The following is a 25,771-nucleotide window of genomic DNA, read 5'->3' as shown; positions in this document are numbered from 1 at the left end:
CTATTGTACTACCATTTTTTCTATTCTAGATGTCGTGCCTTTTCCAATGCTGGATCATGCTTAGGGTGATAATATCTCTTGCCATCTTGGCTAAGCAAAGGCTCAGTAAATTGACCTTGAGGCGTATGTTGCAAAGCATTCGTCACAGCATAAACCGCTGCATCTAAATCGTCAATTCGGTGAAGCAATTCAGCTTCAAGCAGAGCTGGCAACTTAGGCGAACCATATTCAAACTTGCCATGGTGCGACAAGACCATATGTCTGAGTAAAAGCAAATCCTCTGATTCAAGATCAAAATCCAAGTCATTAGCTGCAAGCATAATTTGCTCATCTATTAAAACTAAATGACCAACCAAATTTCCTTCAGTTGTGTATTGTGTTGCAGCTGGACCTGTAAGCTCCAATACTTTGCCCATATCATGCAAAATACATCCCGCATAAAGCAAGGAACGATTGACTTGTTCATAATTATCAGCTAACCCCTTAGCATCCTTTAACATTGATAATGTGTGAAATGCTAAACCGCCTCGAACAGCATGGTGGTTGCTCTTACCTGCTGGATAATCATAGAATCTTTTGCCCCACTTTTTAAGCAGATATTCTACGATTGTTTTCCAAGTCTTATTTTGAATCTGTGCTACGAAATTATTTATCTCCTGCTCCATTTCATTAATTGGCTCAGGAGCAGATTTAATAAATTGGTCAAGATTATAGCCCTCTTGAGGTCCTACAACACGCAAACTATAAATGCGAATCTGAGGGCGCCCTTGATACTCTTCTCTTTTACCATTTAGCTCAACAATTGTGCCTGTACTAAAGGTTGCTGCATCTTGATTATTAGCATCCCAATAATTGCCATGGATTTCACCTGAGTCATCACCAAATTGCATGGCCAAATAAAGATTATTTTTCTTATTATGACGCAATTGTGAATTCTTAATTAAAACAACGATATCCATTTCTTCGCCATCGTTATAATCTAATAATCGTTTAAGCATCTTGAGTTCCTTTCGTAAAAGTTAAAGGCGAAATTTCTAATTGATCAACCAATTTTTCTTGAGCTGTAAAAATCAATACCTGATTATTTTCACTAACCTTTTCAAGTAATTTCTTAATATAACCAATTCGGCGATCATCAAAATTAACAAATGAATCGTCAATTAAGATTGGCAAATTAATCTTATCTTTAATTTGTTCAATAAATGCCAATTTCAATGCAAAATAAAGCTGTTCTGCAGTACCACGAGATAAATATTTAACTTCACGCTTTTTTCCATCTTTACGCGTAACCGTTAATTTCTTATCTAAAATGATATCGACATAACGGCCACCTGTAAGCAAAGCAAAATACTCTTTAGCTGCACTAAGCATCTTAGGAAAACGCTCATTAGAAGCCAAATCAAGTGAACGACTAATCCACCTTGATGCTACTAAATTAGCCAAATATTCTTGACTGCTGTTAACAAAATTAGTCTCCGTATTAGCTAATTCCTGCTTTGCTTCAAATACTGCAGTTGAATCAGCCAAATTGTCCAATTGAACTTGTAATTTAGCAACTTGAGCTTGCAAAGCATCAATTTCTTTCGTTGTATCAGTAGCTTGAGCAGCCAGATTTTGCAATTGTGCCAAAACCTTGCCAGGTTCCTTAGCTTCTTGCTTCAATTCATCCAGATCATCATGCAAATTCTTTTCTAGAGCATCGTATTGAGCCTTAATTTTAGCTTGAGCTAAAAATTCTTGATAAGCTGCATCATATGCTGCCATATCTTCCACATTAGCTTGAGCTAAAACAGCTTTCAACTTCAAATTCAACTCTTTTAAATCTTGCTTGTCCTGACTTAATGCATTAGATAAATTAGATTTTTTCTGCACTAACTCTTGTTGCTTATTAATTTGTTCTTCAATCTCGTCTAAGCCATTCAAAATCTGATCAAAACCATCATCGACTGGCTTTCTTATAATATTTTGAACATTAGCAGCAAGCTGAGCAACTTTTTGATTAATTTCATTTAATTGTTCAGAGTTAGTTTTTTCAGCGCTTTCTTTAAGCTTATATTGATTTAAATTGGTCAACAAACTATTTAAATCCAACATGTCGGGATCTAAATTATATTTTGAATAAAATGCCTGTCTCTGATCTTTAACTGCCTTTTGTTTTGCCAAAATAGCTGCTTGCTGCTTATTAGCTTGTTCACTTTTTACATAGCCAAAACCTGCAAGTCCAATACCAGCTATTAATGCAATAATGCCTACCACTCCAGCAGTACCCAATAAAATTAGACCTATAACTGCTAATACAGCACCAACAATATACCAAATTTTATCACTAGAACTATTTTCATTAACTTCTTCATTTGGTTTTGATGGCAAAGCCAAGAAGTCCTCTTTAAGCTGCTTAATGTCATCCGTTTGCAAATCAAGCAATTGATTAATTTCAGGTGATAAAGCAAGTAATTGCTCTTTTTCTTGATTTAACTGATTTGCCTTTTGCAAACAATTGCGATATTCGGCCTGCCATTGCAATAATTGTGGCTTTTGTTGTACGACTTTCTTAGACTCAGCTGCATCATTTATTTCATTATCGGTTAAGGAAGATAATTGCTCTTGCAAGGATTGCATTATCTTTTGTAAATTTCGTCCTTGTGCCATTAAATCTTGAGCTTTTTGATAATTTTCACTATCAAATTTGATATCTTTTATCTGTTTTTGCAAATCTAGTAAAGTCGTATAGTTGCTCAACTCTTTTTGCAACTCATGCAAACTAGCTTGCTTATTTTGAATATTCGCTAAAGCCTGCTGTGCTTTTCTCAAGCGATCTTTATAGTCTTTTAGATCTTGAGCTAACTTCTCATAATCACTAAATTCTGCCTTGGTTTGTGCCAATTGATCACGATCAGTTTCTATTTGCTTTAATAAACGGTTAACTTCAGGCTTTTTACCAGTCTTTTTAAACAGTTTGCCAGCTTCTTTAGCAAAATCATCGCGCAACTTTAACAATTGGCCACTATTAGCAGCACCTAAGTAATAAATACGCTCAAGTAAATCTTCTTGGCTCAAACTAGTAACTTGGCCTAGCATTTCTTGATTAAAAATAAAGCTATCTGCATAAAACGAACCGTCAATATTTTGAATTTGATCAAAAAACAAATTTTCAGGTACAACTTGACCGTCTTTTTTAACGGTTAAAATTCCTTGTTTGGTTTTATCGCCCTTGGCGTACAGACGCTCTAATTCATATTCTGAATCATCATTTTCAAAAACTAAACTACCACCCATCGGACTAACATGTGCTAGTGGCGTATAGTCTTCAAAAAACGGCGAGGCATTGCTGCGCAAATGAAAGCCAAACATTACCTGCTTAATAAAAGCAACGGTTGTACTCTTCCCCGCTTCATTAGCTCCAAAGAAGACGTTGATTTGATCACTAGGTAAGTCAAAAGTTTTATTAGAGAATTGCCCAAAATTGACTATTTTAATTTGTTTCAGTCTCATCAGTAATTCCTTTCAATTTACCCATTAATTTAACTTCGGTCAGTTGCTTAACCGCATCAATAAATGCAGGATCTTCTGCTAATTGAGCTGATAGAGGATCCTTTTTCTTCCAGTCACTCACAATCTGATCAAATTCGTCATTTTTAAATATTTCGCTTTTGGCTTGTTCAAAAGCCTGCTGATCATTTTCATTGAGTTCCAAATTAGAACTTATTTTCAAGCGTACATCTACCAACTGCGAATCAAACGACAAATTTTGCGAAATATTTTGCCAAAAATCTGTGTCTTGAATTAATTCCTGTTCCTCTTCAGTCATAAATTGGGCACCAGCAATAGTTAAGCTGAAATAAGTCTTTTGCTCAGCATTATTTAAACTTGCAATAATTCGATTCTGTAAATCAGCTTTACTAATTTGAGCATCTAATTCAACTTGCACTCCTTGCCACAAAATAGGTTCTGTTGCCTTAAATTCAATACTTGTTTTTTTGGTACTTTCATCAATTACGCCAAGATAGCATCCCTTGGCACCCATTTCATTGATATGACGGCCCTGAATATTACCTGAATAGACAATCCACGGCTTTTCACTCAAATTACGTCGAACATGAATATGTCCTAAAGCAAAGTAATCATAATTTAATGCCTGAACTTCAGCAACCGTAAATGGTGCATAAACATTTTTACGACTATCAGTTTCTTTTTCTTGGGCATGCATTAAACCAAAAGTATAATTTTGCCCTTTTTCAGGGAAATCTGGAATTTTATCTTCTGTAATATGATTATTTAAATACGAAAAACCAACTACATCATAGTTAAAATTATCTTTAGTCTTAAATGATGCTTTTTCTACTACTTCATCTGCACCAAGCAATTTAAAATATGGGCTCTGGTTAACCAATAAATCTTCACGTCGCATATGATCATGATTACCAAAAATCATTACTACTTGAATCTGTGCATCAGTCAGTCGCTTAACCTGCTCTGCAAAAAACAACTGCGAACGTGGAGATGGCTTAGCACTATCAAAAGTATCACCTGCAATCAAAACAAGATCAACTTTTTCAGCTAAAGCTAAGTCTACAATCCGTATTAATGATTGATCAGCTGCTTGATATATCTGATTAAATTCCTTAGATGGCAAAAAAGATAGCCCGCGAAATGGACTATCTAAATGCGCATCTGCAAAATGAATAAATTTCATCGCAAATTCTAGTTTCTAAGACCTTCATAAAGATCATTAATTGGCTTAGTGTAAGCCTTTTGGATTTCACCTAACAAATCATACAAGCCTTGTTCACTCTTAAGAAGAGCAACAATCTTGTCGTTCTTTTGTACTTGAGCGTTTAATTCTTGGTAAGCCTTTTGATCTTCATCAGATAATGGCTTGCCAGTTTGTTGAGCTTGCATAATCTTAGCTTGAATCTCATCCATCTTCTTAAATAAAGCTGCACTTTCGTCGTCTGCTTGAACAGCCTTAACAGCGTCACCAACAGCCTTGTATTGGTCAGTCTTTGTTAAATCTTGTGCTAATTGATTAGCTGAATCATAAATATTAATCATTAAATTGGTCCTCCTAAATTTTATTGGCCAAATAAACCTTTGACATCATTATACCATTCATTAATTTTCTGTCCTGCTGATCCAATGCCAGCTTGAATTTTTTGTCCTAAGCCATTGGTCCAATCAAAATTAGATCCATTGTTTTTAACAAGTTGACCAGGCGATTTTTCGGTAAATTGCGTTTGAGCAGTATACGGTAAAATCCCTTCCATTTCTGCCTTATACAATCTAGTGATCCCTGTTTCTGATACTCCTTGCATATAACGCTGCTTGCTTGTTTGGTCAAAACCAACCCAGGTAGCTAACACAATATCAGGAGTATAACCGACAATCCATTGGTCCTTTGTTCCAAAACCATATGAATTAGGAACTTCAGTTGAACCAGTTTTACCAGCAACCCGGAAGCCATTAGGTTGAGCAGTTTGCGCAGTACCATTAGTGAAAACGCCAAGCATCATTGTTGTCATTTCTTTGGCAGTATTTTCAGAAATAATTCTATGATTACCTGGATTATTATTTTCAACCAAAACATTGCCACTAGCATCGGTAATTTTAGTAATAAAGTAGGAATTATTAGGCAAATTACCCTTATTGGCAAAGGCAGAATATGCACGAGCCATCTGTAAAGGTGAAACCCCTGTAGAAAGTCCGCCTAAAGCCAAAGATAAGTTACGATCTGACTTAGGCACCTTTATACCAAAATTCTGAACAGATTGGACGCCCTTGTTTACACCGATTTTATCGAGTAACCATACTGCAGGAACGTTTTTACTTTGAGCCAAAGCCTCATACATTGGAATTTTATCAGAATAGCCATTATCTACGTTGTGGGGCGCATAACCATTTTTACCAAACTTCTGCAACTTATTGGAAAGTTCAGAATCATAATGATAGCCATTTTGAAGAGCTGGTGCATAAACAGCAATTGGCTTTATTGATGAACCAGGCTGACGCTTCATTTGAATTGCACGGTTATAACCGCGGAAGACATGCTTTCCGCGACCACCAATTACCGCTCTTACAGCACCTGTTTCTGGATCCATTGCCACACTCGCACCTTGACACTCTGTGCCATCAGCACCATTTTGTGGGAAAAGCCAGCTTTCATTAAAGGTATCTTGCAATCTTCCTTGGTAATTTTGATTAAGAGTAGTGTAAATCTTAAGTCCTTTATTCATTACCTGCTCTTCAGTTAAGCCATATTTGCTAATAGCTTCATCTACTACAGCATCAAAGAAATATGGATAACGATAACCATCTTTATTTCTAAACGTATTTTTCAGAGTTAATCCTTGTTTAGAATAAGCTTTAGCTTGAGCGGCAGTTAACTTACCATTGTCAGCCATTAACCCCAAAATTAAATTGCGTCGCGATAAAGCGTTAGCCATATGATCAACAGGATTGTAAAAACTTGGATTACGCAAAATTCCTGCTAACGTTGCAGCTTCACCTACTGTGACATCGCTAGCATTTTTACCAAAATACCTGCGACTGGCATCTTGAACGCCCCAGACTCCATTACCAAAATAAGCATTATTCAAATACATCGTCAGAATATCTTTTTTGGAATAAACATGGTTAATTTCAATCGCAAAGAATAGTTCTTCTAATTTACGTGAAAAAGTTTGCTGCTGAGTTAAAAGCGAATTTTTGGCTAATTGCTGCGTTAAAGTTGAACCACCACCGGTTACTTGTCCGTGATGAATAATCAAACTTATCGCAGCACGGGCCATTCCCTTAATACTAAAGCCAGGATTCTTCCAGAAAGTACGGTCTTCTGTAGAAATCACCGCATTTTGAATATTAGGAGAAATTTTATCATATTCAACAAACGTTCCTTTTTGTGAATATAAAGAACCAGCTTTTTTGCCTTTATAGTCATAAATAGTTGTAGTCGTTGAAAGTGATGCCTTCAAATTTGAAATATTCGAAGTTTTAACTTTAATTGTATAATATGTACAAGTTATCAATATAAGAGTGAGCAGGATTAAAATAATCCAGCGGCCGATAAAGAAGCGGCGATCAATTCGATGCCAAACATCTTTAAAGCCACTTCTCTTTGGTTGGTCATTATTCATTAATACAATGCTCCTTTTTAGAAACAAGAAAATTGTATCACATTGCTAGTACACTTGTTTAGAAATGAAATAGTCTTAGGAAATATTTATGGTTTATCATTTTACACTTTTTTATCCTAAAAATCTCGAGCCCTTACCTGTAAATGACGTATTATGCAAATTGCTTATTCCGAGAAAATGGCGTCATTACTTAAGAATTGAACAAAATATTACAATTAACGGCACATATCGCTATTTTAATCAAAATGTTTTGCCAGGCAATAAAATTGACATTATATTAGATCAGGTTGACTCTGCTCAGCAAAAATATCCAGCTAGTGGAAAATTGCCTGATATCATTTATGAAGACGATAATCTTTTAATCATTAACAAAAAGAAGGGGCAAAAAACTCACCCCAACTTAAATGAAACCAATACCGCCTTAAATGATTGCGCCACCTATTTAGGACAAAGTCCTTACATTGTTCATCGATTGGACATGCTTACTGGCGGCTTACTGCTTGTCGCAAAAAATCCTGCAGTAGTGCCGATTTTAAATCGTGAACTTACCAGTAAAACCTTCCATCGCAATTATTTGGCTAAAGTTGACCATGCAGATAAATTAAGCGATCAAGGAACAATTAATCAGTCAATTGATCATGATCCTGAAGATCAACGAAAAAGAATGATCTCACCTGCTGGACTTCATGCCGTAACACATTATCAAGTGTTAAAAAGAAATGATAATAATACAGCGGTAGTTAAACTAACTTTGGAAACTGGTCGTACTCACCAAATCCGTGTGCACCTCGCATCCCTTGGTACACCAATTATTGGCGATCCGTTGTATAATCCCAACTTTGGTGGAGAAGACTTGACACTCGACGCTTATGAGATTTCATTGATTAAACCTTTTTCTTTTGAAAAATTAACAGTTAAATTACCAGAAGAAGAAATTAAATTATAAACAAAAACCGTAGCCTTATCAAAGACTACGGTTTTTGCTCTAATTATTTTCGTTTTCATCTAACGCTGCACCATTAGTTTCAATTATATGTTTCATCCAGTTATAAGACTTCTTTGGTGTACGTGTCAATGATCCGTGTCCCAAATCATCCATATTAACATAAACAAAACCATAGCGTTTCTTCATTTTTATTTTTGTCAGGTTCCATTAAAGATGACCCAGAATTAACATCAATAGCTTGTGATGCACCAGTCACTACATCATTTTGATCGTTTTTATTCATAAAAATTCTCTTTCAAATCACAACGTAACAAGACTGATTTCAAAAATATTGTTATTCATCGCCAAATCTTGCGCCATTTTTAAATAAGTCATATTTTTTGGAAATTTAAGATTGCAAACACAAATATACACATTTTTCTTATTAATTTGGTTATTAGTATCTACCTTAAAACTAAAGTGTTTCACCTGAATTTTATTCTGTTTAAAATATGGCTGCAAAACTTGATCAAGCGTATGGCGATCAATATATTTGAATTCAACCTGCTTATATGTATTTACTTTAACAATTTTACGTAAAATGACTACCACCAGCAAAACAAACGCTCCACCGACGATTGCAATACAATAATACCCCATCCAATTGCTAAGCCGATACTTGCAGTAGCCCACAAAGAGGCTGCTGTAGTAAGACCCATGACAAAATGATGGGTATTACCTGCACCGATGAAGCCGATGCCGCCTATTACTTGAGCAATCAAACGAGCTGGATCAGACTCAAGTACCGTCGATAAAGTGTGGAAATTCTTCGCATAATATAGAACTTGATTGCAAATTGCTTCTTGAATTAACGCTAAAATGCATGCGCCTAAGCATACCAAGATATGCGTTCTAAGACCAGCTGGATGATTATGTTCTTTCCTATCCAAGCCAATAATTGCTGCAAAAGTTGTAGCCATCGATAAGCGTAAAATTATTTCTAAGAAACTAAGATTGAAACTCATCATAATTTTGGGGAACTATGTTCCATACCCATATGGGCAAAAAGCATTTTTGTTTACACCTTCATTCAAAAGAAATAATTAATAATAGTCAAATAAAAGCCATTTCAGGACAAAATTCTTGCATTTTTTAAAAATAACTATATCTATTTTCTGAGTTAAGAGTATAATCTTTGGTTGTACTATTTTTCACATATTTTTTCTACTGGAGGAGTAAAAAGTATCTACTATGGAACATACTTGGTTAATGAAATATTTTGCTGAATTTTTCGGCACAATTATTTTAGTTGTATTTGGAAATGGTTCAGTTGCCAACTCAGTGTTGAGAGATACTGGTGGTAACAGTCGTGATGGTCAAGCAAACGGTGGTTGGCTTTTAATCGCATTCAGTTTTGGATTCGGTGTAATGCTTCCTGCCATGCTATTTGGTTCAATTTCAGGTAACCACTTGAATCCTGCCGTAACTTTAGCTCAAGCTTGTGCCGGTGCCTTTCCATGGGATGAAGTTGTACCTTACATCTTGGTACAAATGCTTGGTGCTATTGTAGGTCAACTTTTATTAGTTGCTGTATATTGGCCATACATCAAGAGAACTGCTAGCGATGATGCTGTTTTTGCCAGCTTCGCTACTGGTGATACAGCTCATAGCCGCTTAAACGGGTTTGTTACTGAATTTGTTGGTACAGCTATTCTTTTATTCGTAGCCGTTGGTCTTTACCGTGGCATGTTCTTCAAGCAATCAGAAGATATTGCTAACATCGGTGTTGGTTTCTTAATTACCGCATTAGTTATGGCTGTAGGTGGTCCAACTGGTCCCGCATTAAACCCTGCAAGAGACCTTGGTCCACGTATCGTATATGCACTTTGCCCATTGCCTCATAAGGGTTCTGCTCACTGGGACTACGGTTGGGTACCAGTAGTTGCTCCAATTGCTGGTGGTATCTGCGGTGCATTGTTATACAAGATTGCATTTGGATTATAGAAAAACAAAAGATCGATGATCTTCGTTAAAAAACGGTGATCATCGATCTTTTTAATTACAATTTTATTTAAGCTTTTTCTTCAGTTACTTTAGCTTGTTCCTTTTCATACAACATCTTATCGTAACTACGTACGAATGGAAGATATACAAAGAATGAAACTACCAAAATCATAGCTTGCCAAATGGCAACTTTCCAACCACCGATCAAGAATCCAGAAACAACTGGTGGTGTGGTCCATGGTACTTGTACACCATTCAAATATGGTAAAATCCCTGCTTTAATTAATAAATAAGTTGAACCTGCAGAAAGTGGTGGCATGATGAAGAATGGAATAGCTAGCATTGGGTTCATTACAATTGGCAAACCAAACAGAACTGGTTCATTAATATTAAAGATTCCTGGAACTAATGCCAACTTACCAATACTCTTCAATTGTGTCGACTTAGCCATAAAGGTCATAAAGACTACCAAACCAATAGTCATGCCGGCACCGGTAACTGTTGAAAATTGGTCAAACAAACCTTGAATAACAATGTGACCACCGTGAGCAGCATCAACGTAGCCTAATTTCTTAAAGATTGCAGCATTTTCTAGAGCATTCGCACTCAAAATTGGTCCTGCAATACCACCGACTAAAGTAGATCCATGTACACCAAAGAACCAGAAGAATGGTACTAATAATGTTAATAGTAAAATACCACCAAATGAATCAGTTACACCCTGCAATGGAGTTTGAATAGTAGTGTAAATCCATTGAGTTAAAGTTGTGTGAGCTACTTTATCAAAGAAAATATAAACTAACAACCACCAAACAGTCAAAACAGCTGATGGAATCAAAGCAACAAATGAGTTAGCAACTGCTGGTGGAACTTGATCTGGCAACTTGATTGTAATCTTCTTTTTAACAAACCAAGTATAAATCCAACCAGTGATCAAACCTACAATGATAGCAGCAATCATTCCTTGACCACCAAGCCAAGTACGATCGATGAAGCCAATCAATAAGTTTGGAGCTTTAGCAGCAGAAATAACGGTCTTAGCGCCATCCTTAACCGGAGTGGTTGAATTCATAATGATTAAAAATCCAACAAAAGCAGTCATCCCTGCTGGTAAGCCTTCAACATGTTCATTTTTAGCCCATGTATAAGCAATACCAACAACTGCGAAAACGGCAACTATCCCAAATGAAGCGTTATAAGCTTGATTCCAATATGGGGTTAAGCCCGTTTGATTCATCCAATTTGCTACTGCTGGAATTGGAAATGAAGCTAAAAGTAAAAATACTGAACCTACCATGATAAATGGTAAAGAAAGTACCATCCCATCTTTTAGAGCTTTAATTGCTCTAGTATTAACGAATTTCATGATAGGAGGTAGAATTTTTTGATTAATAAAGTTCTGCATAAAAGTACTCCCCTCAATACTCTCAATATTTCATATGACACTTACATTTTATGAAAGCGATTTTATATAAGCAATATATTTCAAAGAGTTAGATATCAACAGCCAATTAAGTTTTATATTCCATCTATGGAACAACTCGTTTCATAAGCAAAAATTCTATGTTATTCTTTAATCAATAGTTAGTTATAGGGAGAAATATCATGGCCTTTTTTGGATTTAAAGATTTATCATCGTTATCAAACATTGATATGACTATTTATCGCTATGTTACTCAAAATTCTGACAAAGTCGTTTACATGCGTGTACGAGATATCGCACAAAATGCACATGTTTCAAGCTCATCAGTCATGCGCTTTATTCATAAAATTGGTTTTAATAGTTTTCCGGAATTTAAAGCTTATCTTAAAAACGATACTTTACAACATAAACCTAAAAATACTAAATTTACTTATATTAATGAAAGCAACTTTCCCAAGGATATTGAAACTCGTTTGATGATAGTAGCTAATACCGTTTTTCAAAGCGATAATATTACTACCGTTGGAATGGGTGATTCTGCCTTCTTAGCAGAATATGCAGCCAGAAGAATTGCATCCCTTGGCTTTAACACAACTGCTGTAACAGATCCTTTCTATCCTTTACATGCCAAACTAGAAAATACTACCAATAATATTATTTTTTGTTTCTCTGTTTCTGGGGAAACAACTGAACTGATTGAATTGATCAATGAATTCGTTAATGATGAAGACGTAAAAATTGTCTGCATTACTAGCAATGAAAATAGCAGTATCGCAAAAATGAGTCGCTATGTTCTTAACTATTATGAAAAGACTCGGCGACTTAATAATTATTATGATATGTCTTCACAAGTTCCTGTAATGTATATCATCGAAAGTCTTGATCGCATATTAGAAAATATGATCAAGAAATAGCACACCCTGTATCATTTCTGAAACATAAAACTAATTTTATATTCTATTCCTAAACTTCTTTGTTCTCTTACTCAATCGCAACCGATTTCATATAATGCAAGTAAGCAATGAATCAAAGGAGTTTTTTTATGACTAGAACTTTAGATAAGAATTTTTTATGGGGTGGCGCCGTTGCTGCCCACCAACTTGAAGGCGCATATCAAGAAGGCGGAAAAGGAATCTCTATCGCTGATATTATGACACTCGGCGATCGTGATCATCCTCGTGAAATTACTAAGACAATTGAAAAAGATAAATATTATCCTAACCATGTAGGAATTGATTTTTACCATCATTACAAAGAAGACATTAAGATGATGGCAGAGATGGGATTCAAGGCGTTTAGAACTTCAATTGCATGGACGCGTATTTTTCCAAATGGTGATGAAGATGCACCTAACGAAGCTGGACTTAAATTCTATGATGATTTATTTGATGAATTATTAAAATATGATATTCAGCCTGTCGTCACTCTTTCTCACTTCGAGATGCCATATCACTTAGTAACCAAATATGGCGGTTGGTCTAATCGTAAGTTAATTGATTTCTTTACTCGTTTTGCTCACGTTTGTTTTGAAAGATATCACAACAAAGTTAAATATTGGATGACCTTTAATGAAATTAACAATCAAGCCAATTATGAAGATATCGGTAATGTGTTAAAAAATTCTGGTCTTCTTTTCAAAAAGGGTGACGATAAAGAAAAAATGATGTATCAGGCAGCCCACTATGAATTGGTTGCTAGTGCTGAAGCCGTTCAAATCGGACACGCTATTGATCCATCATTACAAATTGGCTGTATGCTGGCCTTCTGCCCTATCTATCCTGCATCATCTAAACCTGAAGATATTCTTTTTGCCCAACGTGCAATGGACACGCGTCTCTACTTTGGCGATATCCACGTTAATGGTGAATATCCAAATTGGTTAAAAGCCTACTTTGACCGTAAGAATTACCATTTAGATATTACTGAAAAAGATTTACAAATATTGAAGAATGGTACAGTAGATTACATTGCATTCTCTTATTACATGTCGTTCACTGCAAAATATACTGACCATATGGATTATCGTGAATATCAAGATCTCGTTGAAAATCCATATATTAAAACCAATGATTGGAGTTGGGCTATCGACCCCATTGGCCTGCGGTACGCAATGAACTGGATGACCACTCGCTGGCACAAGCCTCTATTTATCGTAGAAAATGGACTTGGTGCTTATGACAAAATGACTGATGATCATCAAATTCACGATGATTATCGCATTCAGTACTTCCGAGATCATATTAAACAAATGGAAAAGGCAGTAATTGATGATGGCATAGACTTAATCGGCTATCTGCCATGGGGATGTATTGATTTAGTTAGTGCAAGTACCGGTGAAATGAAGAAACGCTATGGCTTTATCTATGTTAATGAAGATGATCATGGTAAAGGCAGTTTCAAGCGCTACCCTAAGGATTCTTTTTACTGGTATAAAAAAGTAATTGCCTCAAATGGTGCGGATTTAGATTAATGAAAAACAAAAGATCGATGATCTTCGTTAAAAAACGTTGATCATCGATCTTTTTTGATATTATTTTAGAATTCAAACAAACGATGGTTAATAATAATTCTGAATTCGCGGTCTTCTTCATCAGCTAAACAACTAGCAACCAACGGTTCATAGCCTCGCTTTTCTTCATCAAATTGATTTCTTTCCGCATCTAAATCATGAAAAACTTCATCAGGTAATTTATCAACCGGAATCTTAGCTGCCTTAGCTAGTTCATCAAAGCTGACCACTACTCCATCTTGCAAAACGTCATCGTCTTTACTTTCATTATATTTCTTTACTAATAACTTCATAATGGCTAAAGTCTCTGGCTTCAAGTAACTTAATGAATCAAAATCAATTACATAATCGTCCATTGCATTTTCCATCCTTTCGTGAAAAATCATTTTTCTCACTTTCAGTATGGTGTCCTTTTTGAAAATACCCAAACAATATGACTTAAGATTTTTATATCATTCCACGCTGCAACCCCATAAAGATAGTAATAATCAGCAAATCAGCACTACCGCCAAGGCTATAATTCTTTTCTTTAAAAATACGATTTAACTCTAACATGAATTGTTTGCCAGCTTGAGTGCCATAACTACCCAATGACAAATATTTCTGTGCCTGCTTATGTGCCCAATCAATTACTTCAACATTGCCAGCTCTTTTAATCAAATTAGAATCTTCAATTTCACTAACAATCTTCATCAAGGTATCAAGCAAGCGTGTGTTCAAATCGCCACTTGTCTGTGCTAAAAATGGCAATGCGACATCCCTCACCAAAGGATATCCCGCCTCTGCTTCTGCTCTCACGCCACCTTTGCCATATTGCAAAAATTGTCTTTCTCCAGCAGTCTCGCTCTTCTTTCCCAAATCATGCTTAACTAAGCCTTTAGTCATCATCTGAATTATTTCAAACTCATTACCGCCGTGTTTTTGACAATAACTACTAGCACAGACAAACAATCCTAACGAAAAAACCGCCCCTTTATGAGTATTCACATTATTTGTGGCAGCAAACATTGTTTTTTCTGCCTTAATCCCAGCTTGGCGCAGCAATTCAAACATTTGTCTCAAATCTTGTCTAGCAAAGTTAAAACCAATCTCAGCAGCTTGAACAAAATATTTTTCCAAACTTAAACTACTATCAATAAACATATAAACGTTCATATCGGGATGCGAACCCACATCAACTGGATCAACCAAACCAGGTTTGGGATTAGTAACTACTTCATAAAGCAATGCTTTCAATGCATTTTGAGCGATCTCTTCTATTGCCATTTGTCTCTTCCTAATTACTTAAATATCCATTCTTTAATGAACTACACCGACACTGAAGTGCCGGGTTTCTGGGAACACTGAGTAGTGTTTAGGATCTTACATTGAACTAGTCAAATACCTAACTCACGGAACTCAGCTTGTTACCATGGCCAGTCCCTGAACAGTTGGCGTTGCTTTATGCAGGATATTAACTGCCGCATTAATATCTCGGTCATGCTTGGTTTGACACTTAGAACAAGTCCATTCACGAATTTCTAATGGCTTAGCGCCACTATTATAGCCACATTTTGAACAAATTCTGGAAGTATTCTTAGGATCAACTGCAATTAGCTTTTTTCCATACCATTCGCATTTGTATTCTAGCATTTGTCTGAATATCCGCCATGAAGCATTGGCAATTGACTTAGCCAAGTGATGATTTTTCTGAAGATTCTTGGTTTTCAAATCTTCAATCGCAATTACATCATATTGCTTAACTAAATGCGTAGTTAGTTTATGCAGATAATCTCTGCGCTGATTTGCTACTTTAGCTTGGCACTTAGCTTTTGACTTTTGCGCTTTTTGCCAATTAGTGAAGCTTTCTAAGCTTCTAGGACAAAGCACCTTTTTATTCCTGTCTTGCAAAACTAATAATTTAGCTAAATGTCTGCGACGAGCATATTTTCTTTGCCAGACTTTGGCTTTCTTTTCAAAATAAGAACTGTCAAAACTAGGATATTTTAGCCCATTAGACAGAATTGCTAAATCAGCTACGCCAACATCAATTCCAACCTGTTTGTCAGTTAAGCTATACTTCTCTGGTTCAGGTATTTCAGCTTGTAGAGACAAATAATACTTGCCCGTTGGTTCAAGCAGAACAGTGTAGCGCTTAATCTTAGTGTTTTGCAAAACTCCAGTCTTGCTGGTTTTGACATAGCCTAATTTAGGAATCTTCAAGTACCTTTTACCTGCAGTTTTTATGATTGACTTGCCTGTATAAGACTTTTTCAGATACTTGCGTGAATGAAAACGAGGCTTGCCAATTTGAACAGTTTTATCTTGAAAGAAGTTCTTCCAAGATTGAGTTAGGAATTCATTAACTACCTGCAAGCTTGAAGAATCGCTGTTTTTCAAAAAAGGATATTCTTTTTTAAGCGGCTTAAGCAGATAATTCAGCTTGAACTTGCCTAAAAAAGGCAAAGCTTTATTATTCTGATAGCGCTCATTCATCATGGCCAGCATTTGATTCCAAACAAAACGATCATTGCCAAACATCTGCTCAAGCTGGTTTTGTTGAATTTTATTAGGATAGAGTCTTAATTTGATCTCTTTTAGCACATTTGTTCCCTCCTTTCTTTTTAAGATTATATCAAACATATGTTTAAGAAAGAAGGGAAAATAAGCAACTACGATTACTTTGGATACACTAGCACAGAAATTTAATTACGACAAAGCTTATTTGGGTAAGCTAATTTTCAAAAGTTCGGACTACTCTTTTAATTATTTAATAAATTATTATCGCATTAAAAAAAGCTGCCAACTTCTGCAATTTACTGATCATAGCATTGCAGAAATAAGCAACTTGACCGGCTATAGTTCGCCTAATCATTTTGAACGTTGTTTTCATCAAATTATGAAGATTTCTCCGAGTCAGTATCGGAAGAATAATCGATAAGGATTAATGAAATTTTTTTATGTTATAACATGTTATAATCTAATTAACATAAATAATACGAGAGGTGATTATCATGAAAGAACTTAAAGTTAGAAAAATTGGTAACTCTTTAGGAAGCATTTTCCCTAAAGATTGGGGTGTTGAAGATGGTGCTAAATTGGAATACAAGGTCGATCAGCAACATCATAAAGTAATTATTGATTTAAATTCTACTGCTGTTAAACATGATCGTGAACTAATAGAAAAAAGCTTTGCCGAATTTGATAAAAAATCATTGACGGAACAAGACATGCAAGCAAAGTTTGGAAAGTATGGATGGGATAATGTATCAAATTAAATATAGTGAGAGCTTCGCTTCATCGTTATCTCAAACCATAACTTATTGGCAAATGGATTTAGGATTTTCCGATGATACAATTCAAAATTATATTCCACTGATTTCTAAAAATATTCACTTACTCAGTGATTTTCCTTTTATCAGCCAAGATGTAGAGACCGTAAAATAATTTGTGTAAGGATGAATGATTCCTTAAATTAATTTCTGAAAACATTAGAAAAAGGAGTTCCTTTCTCGTATGATTGGATTGAACAAAAAAACAACATACAGAAAGAAAAACTCCTTCATGAATGATTTTACCAAAAATATGGCTCAAGCACTATTCAATCAAGACAAAGTTAATGATTTTTTGCGCAAGGAAATTCAAACTGCAGTTAATCAATTGCTTGAAGCTGAATTGACTGCCTTTTTAGGCTATGATCCTTATGCAAAAAGCGGATGGAACTCTGGCAATTCCAGAAACGGCATCTATTATCGCAAGGTTGATACGCAGTTTGGCCAGATCGAAATTCAGGTTCCCAGAGACAGAAACGGCGAATTTCATCAGCACACTCTGCCTGACTACAAGCAGCACTCGGACGTCCTGGAAAGCATGATTATCAAAGGCGTCACTACCAGAGAAATAGCCGATCTGATTGAAAAGATGTACGGCAGCCATTACAGTCCGGCTCAGGTATCAAATATTTCCAAGCAAATGATTCCAAAGGTTGAAGCCTATCACAAACGCAAGCTTAGCGACAGGTTCTTTTGCGTTTATCTTGACGCAACGTATCTTCCGCTGTGCCGAGAAACGTTTGAGCGTGAAGCCGTCTATATTGCCATCGGCATCAGGCCCAATGGCCATAAAGAAGTAATCGACTACTGCATAGCACCCAGCGAAAACGTCGAAGTTTGGACTGAAATGCTTCAAAACATGAGATCGCGGGGTTTGAAGCAAGTCGAGCTTTTCTTGTCTGACGGTGTTGTCGGCATGAAAACAGCTCTGGCAAAGACTTATCCCAAAGCACATTTTCAGCGCTGCCTGGTTCATGTCATGCGCAATATTTGCAATAAAGTGCGTGTTGACGATCGTGAGACAATCATGAACGATTTCAAGCAGATTAGACAGCCGCTGTACAAACTCTTCATGCATTCTATGACAAATGGAACAAGGCATACAATCATGTCATTAGGAATCTAAAAGACATTGAGCCTGATCTATTGGTCTTTTACAACTATCCCAAACAGATCAGACCCTCAATCTATTCCACCAACATGATTGAATCCTTTAACAATGTCGTTAAACGCAAGGCAAAGCCCAAAGCAGAGTTTCCAAGCGAGCAGTCGCTTGATACTTTCATTGGCATTCAGGCAATAAGCTACAATGATCGCTACTTCAACCGAATCCATAAAGGCTTCGGCCAAGTGCAGGATACATTGGAATCCTACTTTGACTAAGAAAAAATTAAAAAATCAATTTACGAGAAAGATCTATTTACACAAACTATTTGACAGTTTCAAGATGTAAGTTCAATTTATCATTTTCCGATCCCTACCTACCGTATTACTATTGGTAAAAAATATGCTATCTTTTATCGAGTAGATGAAAAACAAAAAATCATAATGATTGGTAGTTTCTTCAGTAATAAGCAAATGAAAATTGAGTTTTAATTTCATTCAAAAAGCTCAAGGTATACTACACACCTTGGGCTTTTACATTACTAATTTTTCTCGTAACCAATCATCAAGCCGCCATCTTCGGCATAATAAGTACAAAGCCCACCACATTCAGACAAAGAAACCTGAGCTGATGGATATACAGATAGGATAGTCTCCTTCATCTTAGCTGCCTTATCGCTAAAGCCAACATAATCGATCAATACTCTGCCGCCACAATAACCAGATTTTTCCATGATCTTAAGCATTTTTGAAAAGATCTTCTTACTACTGCGAATCTTGCCGAGCATCTCAAACTTACCAGCATCGCTAGCTGTACCAACAATATTCAACTTAAGTGCATGTGCGATCCGCGCCATTGCAGGATTGATCCGACCATTATTGGCTAGATTATCCAGGTTCTCCAATACAAAAAGCAAATCCGTCTGACGAATGCGATACTTCATCGTTTCAACAACTTGGTCAAAATGCAATCCATCATTGATCATCGTCGCAATATCTTCCGCAAGCAACCGAATCTGTGGTCCTGCTGACAAGGTATCGAATACATGAATCTTCACATTAGTATGTTTTTCAGTAAAAATCTTGGCTGCTTGCACTGCAGAATTATATGTTCCTGACAATGCACTAGTAATCGTTAATACAAAAATTTCATCTGCGCCAGCAAAAGCATCTAACCAGTCGTGAACACTGGGACAAGCAGTCGACGTCCGTTCATTAGTCTGCTTCAATGCAGTGACAAACTCTGGAATATTAAGCTTGCCATCGTCGATCCAAGAAGATGAACCTGCTCTAATTGTTAATGGAACGGATTGATGTGCTACGCCTTCGATCGAAGACACAAAGGCATCAGCACCGGAATCTGTAATTATCTTTATCGTCATTTTCGTTACCTCACTTATGTCCTTGATAATATACGTTTTTAAATATCATGTCAACGGTTTTTAAAAAACTTATAGCAAGATATTAATTGACAGAACCTTCAAAATAGAAAATAATTAATTTAACCAAAGTGAGGAGAAAAAATATGAAAAAGGAAGTAGCAGTAGAACAATTAAAATTTCCTTCATACCAAGAAATTCCCGCAATGGGATTATATTTAAAGCAAGTAGTGAACTATATAAATCAATGTTTAGCGCCCTTAGGAAATATCAAGATTACGAGTTCAATGGTCAGCAATTATGTTAAACATGATCTAATTGCATCCCCTGAAGGCCGGCTATACAGCCGTGAGCAAATCGCCACCCTACTTTTTATCACCATTGCAAAAAACGTGATGGATCAAGAAGACCTGCGCAAAGCGATTGCCATCCAGCAAAAGACCTATTCAACCGAAGTCGCTTATAATTACTTTGCCGCTGAATTGCAGAATGTCTTATTATATGTTTTCAACCAAAAGAAAGAACTGCAAAAGATCGGTCACAATAATACCAGTCAAAAACAAATGCTGCGCAACGTCATCATGGCCTTCGCTTATCGGGAATACTTGTATCAATTTTTCAGGGAAATTTAAAAGACTCAACTTATGTTGGGCCTTTTACTTTATGCCTTCTATATTAATCAAAATTACCATAATTTAGCTTAATGTATTGATCAATTTTTCAAAGATTTTAATTATTAAACAAAGCAAAATAAAAAAGTTCAGCTTTCACTGAACTTACAAATCATAAACTATCTATCCACTGATCTAGATCTTTTAAACTACCAATTTTAGTAATGGCATGAATTTCTACTTTTTTTGCCTTGTAATGCTTCCGCAGTATCTAAAAATTTTAAATTTTTGTCATTATTTAAATTCATAGACTTCCCCTTTTAACTATTCAATTATTTACTTTGCTTCGGTACAAATACCAGCGCCAATTAAGCGCATCAGTCACGATACCACCGAACACCGGACCAAAGGCTACGGCACAAGCGGTAATTATCGTCACGATTCCCATCATGAAGCCCAGCTTTTCTTTTGGCACCTCAGCCAAGATAATGTTATACATCAGCGGCAAGCCTATACCGGTACCAATTCCTTGCAAGGCTCGACCTACTAACAAGAGATCAAACCATGGAGTAATGATATCAATCAGTAAGCCCAATATAAATAATGAAACTCCTAGAATAAATGTTTTTTGATAGGAATTCTCAACCTAATCTGTGAACTAATTGGCACAATCGTTGCAATCACTAGCAACACCGGGTATTAACCCATTGAACTTGATCGGTAGTAATCGCAAAGTCTCTAGTCAAGATTGGAAAAGTAACTGTCGTTGCCGTTTCATCAAGGATTCCCAAAAATGAGAGCATCCCCGCCGATAAAATCGCCATCACCAAACGTGGTGTAACTTTTTTAGTCATTTTTCATCTTCTTTTCTTTAACTGGCAAGCGAATAATCGTTTTTAAATTTTCTAACTTTGTGCGTTGAGGATTTAATAAATAGATCTCATGATGACGATGCTGATCTGAAAAGTCTAATTCCAAATCATTTTTAGCAATGAATTGGTGCATCTTAGCGATAGTAGCAGGCTCATCATCATAACTACCATGATGCATAATTTGTACGCATTTTCCTTCTGTCAAAGTAATTAACTTGACTGATGAAAAATCCAAGCCTTTTTTAATTGCAGATTCTTTTTTAGCCCAAGCCAAAACTTCATCTGTCACAAACTCAGGCATTCGAATGCAGGAAATAAAATTGAATCTTTCTTTATGAGCATAATCAATGCCTTCATCGCTATCCTGCCACCAAAATCCTTCAAGCGGTGGAACCACGAAGTCAAAATAATCTTTAATCTGATGTGAGCCTTTTTTACTCATTTTAATTGTATAGGCTAAACTATACAATAATTGTAGATCCTGCTTGTATTCTCCGCCCTCTTGATTTGGATCGCCCTGACCTTGAACAGCAAGATATTGCATCTGCGGAATATCAATTAATTCAGGCTTTTTGCCTGGACGATAAAACTGCTTTTCTTCTTTTTTAAAATCGTATGCCATGTCCTGCCTCTATAATTGATGAAACTTAACTGTCTTGTTCTTGAGAGAAATCTTTTTTACCTCAAAACCATAGTCAGGCAGCTCTTTCTTATAGCGCAAAAATGAATGGTCAATTGGCCGTCCTGCTGCTTTTTCAACCTCATCAAATGAGAGCTCAAAGTTGCCAGTTTTGTTGTCTTTAATGTACTGCCATAATTGATCGTATTTGCCCATATCTATATCTTCACTTTCTAATACTTTCATTAAGATACATCTAATTCTATACTTCTTTGATGGTCGGCTCAATTTATACAAATTTATGCATGAAAAAATCCTATTCAGAAATTACAGTAACTCATGAATAGGATTATATTTATTAAACTTCTTCAATCTTACCTGCTGCAATTGGCAAAGTAGTGTGTGCGTCATAGCTCATTACGCAGCCACCAACGGTGTCAGGCAATTCAAGATCTTTTGGTACACCGTGTACGTAAACTACACGCTTATCTAGTTGAAGATCTTCGCTGCCAAAAGCATCCTTGAACTTAGCTTGCAACTTTTTCAACGGAACATCGATTTCATATTCGTAATGACCTTTTTCGTCTGCGACAGGATAACCATCGTGAGGGATGTTCATATCTTGTGGTGCCTCATCTAATGGCACCATAGTTGTACCTGATACTTCTTCAGTTCCTGGCAAATCAATAAAGCCATCATAGTTCTTATCTTGCGCCATAGTTGGAACATTGGCTTCCTTACCATCAGGAAAGCCGTGGAAGTGTTCCCAGTGTTCAATATTCTTAGGAGTATCGAACATCTCTACTTTAACATGAAGCTTGTCGCCATCTTCAGTAAATTCAGCGGTGCCGTGAGCTTCGCAACCAATCTTATCTGCATTTAATGGAGTAATGTGTGCAATATATTTTTTCATCTTGATGATCCTTTCTATATTTCAAATTCATCTTACAATCTTTGAGTAATAATTTATTGTCTCAACACTTATCGTAATTAATTATAATAAGAAGCTATTATGATAAAATTGATTTAAATCAAGAACTTTAGAAAAGATGATTTTTATGACAAAACATTCACCTGTTGCTTGCTTAAGTAAAGCAGCCCTTTTTACTGATTTACCAATTGAATTAAAAGAAAAACTAATAGCCGTCTCCGAGCACCAGCAAAGATTTCCTAAAGGAAGTATCATTAGGCAACCTGACGACGGCAAAGATGGCATGATTGTCATCGATCAGGGAAAGGCTAAAGTTTACAACCTATCAAAAGATGGCAAAGAAGTTGTGCTAGGTATACTCCAAAAAGGCGACATTGAGGGACAACAGCATTTATTCAAACAAGGCGAAAGTGAAAACTTTGTTGAAGCTGTGGAGGACACCTGGGTTTGCTCAATTAACCGCGCAGATTTTCAAAAACTTTTGCAGAAAACACCAGATTTGTCATTGAAGCTTTTAAATAATTTCGGTAAAAAGTTAGTCGCAATTGAACATAATTCGGTGCTTAGAAACACCTTGGATGCCAAAGAACGGATATTAGCTTACTTGAATGACCTTGCCAATGAGCAAGGCAAAAATGAAGTAAAATTAGAACTAAAGAAAAAGGACTTAGCCAGTTATTTAGGAATTACGCCGGAGACATTCAGCCGTAAGTTAAAAGAACTAGAAAAAGATGGCAAAATTGAAGTTCATGGTCGCTGGATTAATGTGAAAAGATAAATTATGCAAAAAATAAAGCCCAGCAAATGCTGAGCTTATTTATTTTATTGCAAACCAAAAATTAACAGATTAGTTCCACCCACGTTCATTGAGCCATCTTTCTTTAACTGCTTCAAAAAACGTAAAACAAACTTTCTTTGATTACCATGTAACTTTTTAGCAGCCTTCATAGCAGCATTAAAGTCACGTTTGTTGTTTGCTTTCTTAAGACTAGTATTCAATCTATTAGCAATTCTCATCAGTGGCTTTTTCACATTCTTCATTGCTTTGCTATTTAAGTAATAGTATTGCAAACCAGATTGAGTAGTCCAACTAGAATATTTCTTATCCTTAGAAGCAACCAAATATACTGGTGCACCAGCACCACGGCCCTTAACGTTAAGAACTTTTTCTATTCTAAACTTAACTTTTTGAACCTTTTTAGGACTAATAGTTTTTGCTTTCTTTGAAGGCGTGATATTTTTAACTAATTTCTTGTAGTTGGACTTACCAACATAAATCTTTGACGCATCTTTATCATTAAGAATGCGCATGATGTAGCCTTCCTTGGTAAAGTTAGTTTTGTTTTGAACTGCTACAGGAGCATTCTTGCTAGTTGCAGCATTTACTGATACAGGAGCAACAGCCAGTGCACTAGCAGTACCAGCCACTAACAATACACTCATTACTAATTTTTGAAATTTCATTTTAAATACAGCCTCTTTATACAAAAAAATAATTGTAAGCTGCTTAATTTATCTTTTGCAACTTTCAAATACATTCTAGCACATATTAGGAAACTGTTAAATCTTTTGTGTAAATAGATCTTTCTCATAGATTGATTTTTTATTCTTTATTTAATCAAAGTAAGATTCTAAGGTGTCCTGAACCTGACCAAAGCCTTTGTGAATTCGGTTGAAGTAGCGGTCATTGTAACTCATTGCTTGAATGCCAATAAAAGCATCAAGCGACTGTTCAGTCGGAAACTCTGCTTTAGGCTTAGCCTTGCGCTTAATGACGTTGTTAAAAGATTCAATCATGTTGGTAGAGTAAATTGAAGCTCTGATCTGCTTAGGATAATTATAGAAGACCAGCAGGTCCGGCTCGATGTCTTTCAGGTTTCTTATGACATGATTATAACTCTTGTCCCATTTGGCATAGAAGGCATGCAATACATCAACAGCAGCTGCTTTATTGGCTTGCTGGTGAATCTGCTTGAATTCGTTCATAATTGCCTCGCAATCCTCCACGCGTACTTTAGCGCAGATATTACGCATGACATGAACCAAGCAACGCTGGAAATGAGCTTGAGGATAGGTCTTTGCCAGTGCTGTCTTCATGCCCACAACGCCATCTGAAAGAAAAAGCTCTACTTGCTCTAAGCCGCGAGATTTCATGCTTTGGAGCAGCTCCGTCCAGACTTCAATGTTTTCATTGGGCACAATGCAGTAGTCGATAACTTCCTTGTGGCCATTAGGTTTGATGCCAATGGCAATATAGACAGCTTCACGTTCAAAAGTTTCTCGGCGCAGAGGAACGTAGGCAGCGTCTAGATAAACGCAGAAGAACTTATCGCTAAGCTTACGCTTGTGATAGGCCTCTACCTTGAGGATCATCTGCTTAGAAATATTGGATACTTGAGCGGGGCTGTAATGGCTGCCATACATTTTTTCAATCAAATCAGCTATCTCTCTGGTAGTTACGCCTTTAGAGTAAAGCTTGATGATCATGTTTTCCAAAACATCGGAGTGCTGCTTGTAGTCAGGCAGCGGGTGCTGATGAAACAGGCCGTTGCGGTCTCGTGGCACCTGGATTTCAATCTCGCCAAACTGCGTATCAACCTTGCGAAAGTAAACACCATTGCGTGAACTGCCTGTATTCCAGCCAGCTCTGGCATAAGGATCATAGCCTAAAAACGCAGTCAGTTCAGCTTTCAATAGGTCATTAACTGCTTGCTGGAGTTCTTTGCACAATAAATTGTTTATTTTGTCTTGATTGAATAGAGCTTGTGCCATATTTTTGGTAAAATCATTCATGAAGGAGTTCTTCTTTCTGTATGTGTTTTTTTGTTTAAACCAATCATACGAGAAAGGAACTCCTTTTTCTAATATTTTAAGAAATTAAATTAAGGAATCATTCATCCTTACACAAACTATTTTACAGTCTCAGATTTACAGTTAAATTACGAATAGTACT

At 36.3% G+C, this 25,771-nt stretch carries 29 protein-coding genes and 2 pseudogenes; 10 read left to right on the top strand and 21 right to left on the bottom strand.

Annotated features, from left to right (window positions below; translation table 11 throughout):
• Window positions 1-20: 20 nt before the first annotated feature.
• Genes AADV52_RS00600 through AADV52_RS00580 form a run of 5 tightly spaced genes read right to left on the bottom strand, consistent with a single transcriptional unit; the run spans window position 21 to window position 7,130 of the window.
• Complete coding sequence (locus AADV52_RS00600; RefSeq protein ID WP_014563184.1) at window positions 21-998, bottom strand: 3'-5' exoribonuclease YhaM family protein; 978 nt, start codon at window positions 996-998, stop codon at window positions 21-23.
• Window positions 991-3,492 (bottom strand): ATP-binding protein, encoded by a 2,502-nt coding sequence (locus AADV52_RS00595; protein ID WP_014918416.1) that lies wholly within the window; start codon window positions 3,490-3,492, stop codon window positions 991-993. The genes AADV52_RS00600 and AADV52_RS00595 overlap by 8 nt, the downstream gene beginning before the upstream one ends.
• Window positions 3,473-4,693: a metallophosphoesterase family protein gene (locus AADV52_RS00590; RefSeq protein ID WP_014918415.1), complete on the bottom strand. Its 1,221-nt coding sequence runs from the start codon at window positions 4,691-4,693 to the stop codon at window positions 3,473-3,475. The genes AADV52_RS00595 and AADV52_RS00590 overlap by 20 nt, the downstream gene beginning before the upstream one ends.
• 8 nt (window positions 4,694-4,701) lie before the next feature.
• Window positions 4,702-5,052 carry a YlbF family regulator gene (locus AADV52_RS00585; protein WP_003627204.1) on the bottom strand — a complete coding sequence of 117 codons (351 nt, stop codon included), beginning with the start codon at window positions 5,050-5,052 and terminating at the stop codon, window positions 4,702-4,704.
• Window positions 5,053-5,072: 20 nt separating this feature from the next.
• Window positions 5,073-7,130 (bottom strand): PBP1A family penicillin-binding protein, encoded by a 2,058-nt coding sequence (locus AADV52_RS00580; RefSeq protein ID WP_014918414.1) that lies wholly within the window; start codon window positions 7,128-7,130, stop codon window positions 5,073-5,075.
• Between the two features lie 88 nt (window positions 7,131-7,218).
• On the opposite strand from AADV52_RS00580, the gene AADV52_RS00575 reads away from it, so the two are divergent.
• Window positions 7,219-8,076, top strand: coding sequence for an RluA family pseudouridine synthase (locus tag AADV52_RS00575; RefSeq protein WP_014918413.1), 858 nt, complete (start codon window positions 7,219-7,221; stop codon window positions 8,074-8,076).
• Window positions 8,077-8,115: 39 nt separating this feature from the next.
• Here AADV52_RS00575 and AADV52_RS00570 read toward each other — a convergent pair.
• From AADV52_RS00570 to AADV52_RS00555, 4 genes and pseudogenes are all read right to left on the bottom strand, one after another.
• A pseudogene (locus AADV52_RS00570) lies at window positions 8,116-8,268 on the bottom strand (family 1 glycosylhydrolase); the annotation flags it as partial.
• The gene (locus AADV52_RS00565; RefSeq protein ID WP_003627211.1) at window positions 8,231-8,359 is read right to left on the bottom strand and encodes a hypothetical protein; all 129 of its coding nucleotides are present in this window, start codon (window positions 8,357-8,359) and stop codon (window positions 8,231-8,233) included. The gene AADV52_RS00565 and the pseudogene AADV52_RS00570, both read right to left, overlap by 38 nt.
• Before the next feature lie 17 nt (window positions 8,360-8,376).
• Complete coding sequence (locus tag AADV52_RS00560) at window positions 8,377-8,673, bottom strand: hypothetical protein (RefSeq protein ID WP_237458673.1); 297 nt, start codon at window positions 8,671-8,673, stop codon at window positions 8,377-8,379.
• Entirely contained in the window at window positions 8,661-9,035 is a 375-nt protein-coding gene (locus AADV52_RS00555) for an MgtC/SapB family protein (protein WP_230856756.1), read from the bottom strand. Before AADV52_RS00555 ends, AADV52_RS00560 begins: the two co-directional genes overlap by 13 nt.
• Window positions 9,036-9,306: 271 nt before the next feature.
• Here AADV52_RS00555 and AADV52_RS00550 point away from each other — a divergent pair, with 271 nt between their 5' ends.
• Window positions 9,307-10,059: an MIP/aquaporin family protein gene (locus AADV52_RS00550; protein WP_014918411.1), complete on the top strand. Its 753-nt coding sequence runs from the start codon at window positions 9,307-9,309 to the stop codon at window positions 10,057-10,059.
• A gap of 67 nt (window positions 10,060-10,126) precedes the next feature.
• Here the strand turns inward: AADV52_RS00550 and AADV52_RS00545 are convergent, their stop codons facing one another.
• Window positions 10,127-11,464 carry a PTS sugar transporter subunit IIC gene (locus tag AADV52_RS00545; protein WP_014918410.1) on the bottom strand — a complete coding sequence of 446 codons (1,338 nt, stop codon included), beginning with the start codon at window positions 11,462-11,464 and terminating at the stop codon, window positions 10,127-10,129.
• Window positions 11,465-11,664: 200 nt separating this feature from the next.
• Here AADV52_RS00545 and AADV52_RS00540 point away from each other — a divergent pair, with 200 nt between their 5' ends.
• Both AADV52_RS00540 and AADV52_RS00535 read left to right on the top strand, forming a co-directional pair.
• On the top strand, window positions 11,665-12,396 hold the full coding sequence (locus AADV52_RS00540; protein WP_014918409.1) for a MurR/RpiR family transcriptional regulator: 732 nt from the start codon (window positions 11,665-11,667) through the stop codon (window positions 12,394-12,396).
• A gap of 128 nt (window positions 12,397-12,524) precedes the next feature.
• On the top strand, window positions 12,525-13,952 hold the full coding sequence (locus AADV52_RS00535; RefSeq protein WP_014918408.1) for a 6-phospho-beta-glucosidase: 1,428 nt from the start codon (window positions 12,525-12,527) through the stop codon (window positions 13,950-13,952).
• Between the two features lie 65 nt (window positions 13,953-14,017).
• Here AADV52_RS00535 and AADV52_RS00530 read toward each other — a convergent pair whose 3' ends face one another.
• The 3 genes from AADV52_RS00530 to AADV52_RS00520 form a co-directional block, all read right to left on the bottom strand.
• Window positions 14,018-14,347, bottom strand: coding sequence for a hypothetical protein (locus AADV52_RS00530; protein WP_023191303.1), 330 nt, complete (start codon window positions 14,345-14,347; stop codon window positions 14,018-14,020).
• Between the two features lie 91 nt (window positions 14,348-14,438).
• On the bottom strand, window positions 14,439-15,257 hold the full coding sequence (locus AADV52_RS00525; RefSeq protein WP_014918406.1) for a triphosphoribosyl-dephospho-CoA synthase: 819 nt from the start codon (window positions 15,255-15,257) through the stop codon (window positions 14,439-14,441).
• A gap of 132 nt (window positions 15,258-15,389) precedes the next feature.
• Complete coding sequence (locus tag AADV52_RS00520) at window positions 15,390-16,613, bottom strand: RNA-guided endonuclease TnpB family protein (protein WP_126096230.1); 1,224 nt, start codon at window positions 16,611-16,613, stop codon at window positions 15,390-15,392.
• A gap of 40 nt (window positions 16,614-16,653) precedes the next feature.
• On the opposite strand from AADV52_RS00520, the gene AADV52_RS00515 reads away from it, so the two are divergent.
• The 4 genes and pseudogenes from AADV52_RS00515 to AADV52_RS00500 all read left to right on the top strand — a co-directional run bounded on the left by AADV52_RS00515 (window position 16,654) and on the right by AADV52_RS00500 (window position 18,685).
• Window positions 16,654-16,911, top strand: a complete 258-nt coding sequence (locus AADV52_RS00515; RefSeq protein WP_157951900.1) for a helix-turn-helix domain-containing protein — start codon at window positions 16,654-16,656, stop codon at window positions 16,909-16,911.
• Between the two features lie 73 nt (window positions 16,912-16,984).
• A complete protein-coding gene (locus AADV52_RS00510) occupies window positions 16,985-17,248 on the top strand; it encodes a hypothetical protein (RefSeq protein WP_006351721.1) in 264 nt (87 codons plus the stop codon).
• Window positions 17,235-17,417 (top strand): hypothetical protein, encoded by a 183-nt coding sequence (locus AADV52_RS00505; RefSeq protein ID WP_014918403.1) that lies wholly within the window; start codon window positions 17,235-17,237, stop codon window positions 17,415-17,417. Before AADV52_RS00510 ends, AADV52_RS00505 begins: the two co-directional genes overlap by 14 nt.
• 117 nt (window positions 17,418-17,534) lie before the next feature.
• Window positions 17,535-18,685: pseudogene (locus AADV52_RS00500) on the top strand (IS256 family transposase).
• Between the two features lie 263 nt (window positions 18,686-18,948).
• On the opposite strand, the gene AADV52_RS00495 reads toward AADV52_RS00500, so the two are convergent.
• Window positions 18,949-19,788, bottom strand: coding sequence for a DegV family protein (locus tag AADV52_RS00495; RefSeq protein WP_014918401.1), 840 nt, complete (start codon window positions 19,786-19,788; stop codon window positions 18,949-18,951).
• A gap of 143 nt (window positions 19,789-19,931) precedes the next feature.
• On the opposite strand from AADV52_RS00495, the gene AADV52_RS00490 reads away from it, so the two are divergent.
• A complete protein-coding gene (locus AADV52_RS00490) occupies window positions 19,932-20,417 on the top strand; it encodes a DUF1836 domain-containing protein (RefSeq protein WP_014918400.1) in 486 nt (161 codons plus the stop codon).
• Window positions 20,418-20,724: 307 nt separating this feature from the next.
• Here AADV52_RS00490 and AADV52_RS00485 read toward each other — a convergent pair whose 3' ends face one another.
• The 5 genes from AADV52_RS00485 to AADV52_RS00465 form a co-directional block, all read right to left on the bottom strand.
• Window positions 20,725-20,991 carry an MFS transporter gene (locus AADV52_RS00485; RefSeq protein WP_230856755.1) on the bottom strand — a complete coding sequence of 89 codons (267 nt, stop codon included), beginning with the start codon at window positions 20,989-20,991 and terminating at the stop codon, window positions 20,725-20,727.
• A gap of 88 nt (window positions 20,992-21,079) precedes the next feature.
• Window positions 21,080-21,250, bottom strand: a complete 171-nt coding sequence (locus tag AADV52_RS00480) for a multidrug MFS transporter (RefSeq protein WP_227028457.1) — start codon at window positions 21,248-21,250, stop codon at window positions 21,080-21,082.
• Complete coding sequence (locus tag AADV52_RS00475) at window positions 21,243-21,890, bottom strand: GyrI-like domain-containing protein (RefSeq protein WP_014918399.1); 648 nt, start codon at window positions 21,888-21,890, stop codon at window positions 21,243-21,245. The genes AADV52_RS00480 and AADV52_RS00475 overlap by 8 nt, the downstream gene beginning before the upstream one ends.
• A 9-nt stretch (window positions 21,891-21,899) precedes the next feature.
• Window positions 21,900-22,103, bottom strand: coding sequence for a hypothetical protein (locus tag AADV52_RS00470; RefSeq protein WP_014918398.1), 204 nt, complete (start codon window positions 22,101-22,103; stop codon window positions 21,900-21,902).
• Window positions 22,104-22,245: 142 nt separating this feature from the next.
• Window positions 22,246-22,800, bottom strand: coding sequence for a hypothetical protein (locus AADV52_RS00465; protein WP_014918397.1), 555 nt, complete (start codon window positions 22,798-22,800; stop codon window positions 22,246-22,248).
• Window positions 22,801-22,945: 145 nt separating this feature from the next.
• On the opposite strand from AADV52_RS00465, the gene AADV52_RS00460 reads away from it, so the two are divergent.
• Window positions 22,946-23,596: a Crp/Fnr family transcriptional regulator gene (locus AADV52_RS00460; RefSeq protein ID WP_014918396.1), complete on the top strand. Its 651-nt coding sequence runs from the start codon at window positions 22,946-22,948 to the stop codon at window positions 23,594-23,596.
• Window positions 23,597-23,640: 44 nt separating this feature from the next.
• Here the strand turns inward: AADV52_RS00460 and AADV52_RS00455 are convergent, their stop codons facing one another.
• Together AADV52_RS00455 and AADV52_RS00450 are read right to left on the bottom strand one after the other, a co-directional pair.
• The gene (locus AADV52_RS00455; RefSeq protein ID WP_014918395.1) at window positions 23,641-24,282 is read right to left on the bottom strand and encodes a hypothetical protein; all 642 of its coding nucleotides are present in this window, start codon (window positions 24,280-24,282) and stop codon (window positions 23,641-23,643) included.
• A 150-nt stretch (window positions 24,283-24,432) separates the two neighbouring features.
• Window positions 24,433-25,611 carry an IS256 family transposase gene (locus tag AADV52_RS00450; RefSeq protein WP_126096229.1) on the bottom strand — a complete coding sequence of 393 codons (1,179 nt, stop codon included), beginning with the start codon at window positions 25,609-25,611 and terminating at the stop codon, window positions 24,433-24,435.
• Window positions 25,612-25,771: the final 160 nt, after the last annotated feature.

Origin of the sequence: Lactobacillus helveticus (assembly GCF_046109915.1) — a bacterium.
Lineage (GTDB): Bacteria > Bacillota > Bacilli > Lactobacillales > Lactobacillaceae > Lactobacillus > Lactobacillus helveticus.
Note: the sequence above shows the minus strand (reverse complement) of the source record. Positions and strands in the feature narration are given on the sequence as shown.

What these genes read in the sequence shown, in the direction of transcription:
- AADV52_RS00600 (WP_014563184.1), bottom strand. Translation starts at nt 998, where the DNA reads ATGCTTAAACGATTATTAGATTATAACGATGGCGAAGAAATGGATATC.
- AADV52_RS00595 (WP_014918416.1), bottom strand. Translation starts at nt 3,492, where the DNA reads ATGAGACTGAAACAAATTAAAATAGTCAATTTTGGGCAATTCTCTAAT.
- AADV52_RS00590 (WP_014918415.1), bottom strand. Translation starts at nt 4,693, where the DNA reads ATGAAATTTATTCATTTTGCAGATGCGCATTTAGATAGTCCATTTCGC.
- AADV52_RS00585 (WP_003627204.1), bottom strand. Translation starts at nt 5,052, where the DNA reads ATGATTAATATTTATGATTCAGCTAATCAATTAGCACAAGATTTAACA.
- AADV52_RS00580 (WP_014918414.1), bottom strand. Translation starts at nt 7,130, where the DNA reads ATGAATAATGACCAACCAAAGAGAAGTGGCTTTAAAGATGTTTGGCAT.
- AADV52_RS00575 (WP_014918413.1), top strand. Translation starts at nt 7,219, where the DNA reads ATGGTTTATCATTTTACACTTTTTTATCCTAAAAATCTCGAGCCCTTA.
- AADV52_RS00565 (WP_003627211.1), bottom strand. Translation starts at nt 8,359, where the DNA reads ATGAATAAAAACGATCAAAATGATGTAGTGACTGGTGCATCACAAGCT.
- AADV52_RS00555 (WP_230856756.1), bottom strand. Translation starts at nt 9,035, where the DNA reads ATGGCTACAACTTTTGCAGCAATTATTGGCTTGGATAGGAAAGAACAT.
- AADV52_RS00550 (WP_014918411.1), top strand. Translation starts at nt 9,307, where the DNA reads ATGGAACATACTTGGTTAATGAAATATTTTGCTGAATTTTTCGGCACA.
- AADV52_RS00545 (WP_014918410.1), bottom strand. Translation starts at nt 11,464, where the DNA reads ATGCAGAACTTTATTAATCAAAAAATTCTACCTCCTATCATGAAATTC.
- AADV52_RS00540 (WP_014918409.1), top strand. Translation starts at nt 11,665, where the DNA reads ATGGCCTTTTTTGGATTTAAAGATTTATCATCGTTATCAAACATTGAT.
- AADV52_RS00535 (WP_014918408.1), top strand. Translation starts at nt 12,525, where the DNA reads ATGACTAGAACTTTAGATAAGAATTTTTTATGGGGTGGCGCCGTTGCT.
- AADV52_RS00530 (WP_023191303.1), bottom strand. Translation starts at nt 14,347, where the DNA reads ATGGACGATTATGTAATTGATTTTGATTCATTAAGTTACTTGAAGCCA.
- AADV52_RS00525 (WP_014918406.1), bottom strand. Translation starts at nt 15,257, where the DNA reads ATGGCAATAGAAGAGATCGCTCAAAATGCATTGAAAGCATTGCTTTAT.
- AADV52_RS00520 (WP_126096230.1), bottom strand. Translation starts at nt 16,613, where the DNA reads ATGTTTGATATAATCTTAAAAAGAAAGGAGGGAACAAATGTGCTAAAA.
- AADV52_RS00510 (WP_006351721.1), top strand. Translation starts at nt 16,985, where the DNA reads ATGAAAGAACTTAAAGTTAGAAAAATTGGTAACTCTTTAGGAAGCATT.
- AADV52_RS00505 (WP_014918403.1), top strand. Translation starts at nt 17,235, where the DNA reads ATGTATCAAATTAAATATAGTGAGAGCTTCGCTTCATCGTTATCTCAA.
- AADV52_RS00495 (WP_014918401.1), bottom strand. Translation starts at nt 19,788, where the DNA reads ATGACGATAAAGATAATTACAGATTCCGGTGCTGATGCCTTTGTGTCT.
- AADV52_RS00490 (WP_014918400.1), top strand. Translation starts at nt 19,932, where the DNA reads ATGAAAAAGGAAGTAGCAGTAGAACAATTAAAATTTCCTTCATACCAA.
- AADV52_RS00480 (WP_227028457.1), bottom strand. Translation starts at nt 21,250, where the DNA reads ATGACTAAAAAAGTTACACCACGTTTGGTGATGGCGATTTTATCGGCG.
- AADV52_RS00475 (WP_014918399.1), bottom strand. Translation starts at nt 21,890, where the DNA reads ATGGCATACGATTTTAAAAAAGAAGAAAAGCAGTTTTATCGTCCAGGC.
- AADV52_RS00470 (WP_014918398.1), bottom strand. Translation starts at nt 22,103, where the DNA reads ATGGGCAAATACGATCAATTATGGCAGTACATTAAAGACAACAAAACT.
- AADV52_RS00465 (WP_014918397.1), bottom strand. Translation starts at nt 22,800, where the DNA reads ATGAAAAAATATATTGCACACATTACTCCATTAAATGCAGATAAGATT.
- AADV52_RS00460 (WP_014918396.1), top strand. Translation starts at nt 22,946, where the DNA reads ATGACAAAACATTCACCTGTTGCTTGCTTAAGTAAAGCAGCCCTTTTT.
- AADV52_RS00455 (WP_014918395.1), bottom strand. Translation starts at nt 24,282, where the DNA reads ATGAAATTTCAAAAATTAGTAATGAGTGTATTGTTAGTGGCTGGTACT.
- AADV52_RS00450 (WP_126096229.1), bottom strand. Translation starts at nt 25,611, where the DNA reads ATGAATGATTTTACCAAAAATATGGCACAAGCTCTATTCAATCAAGAC.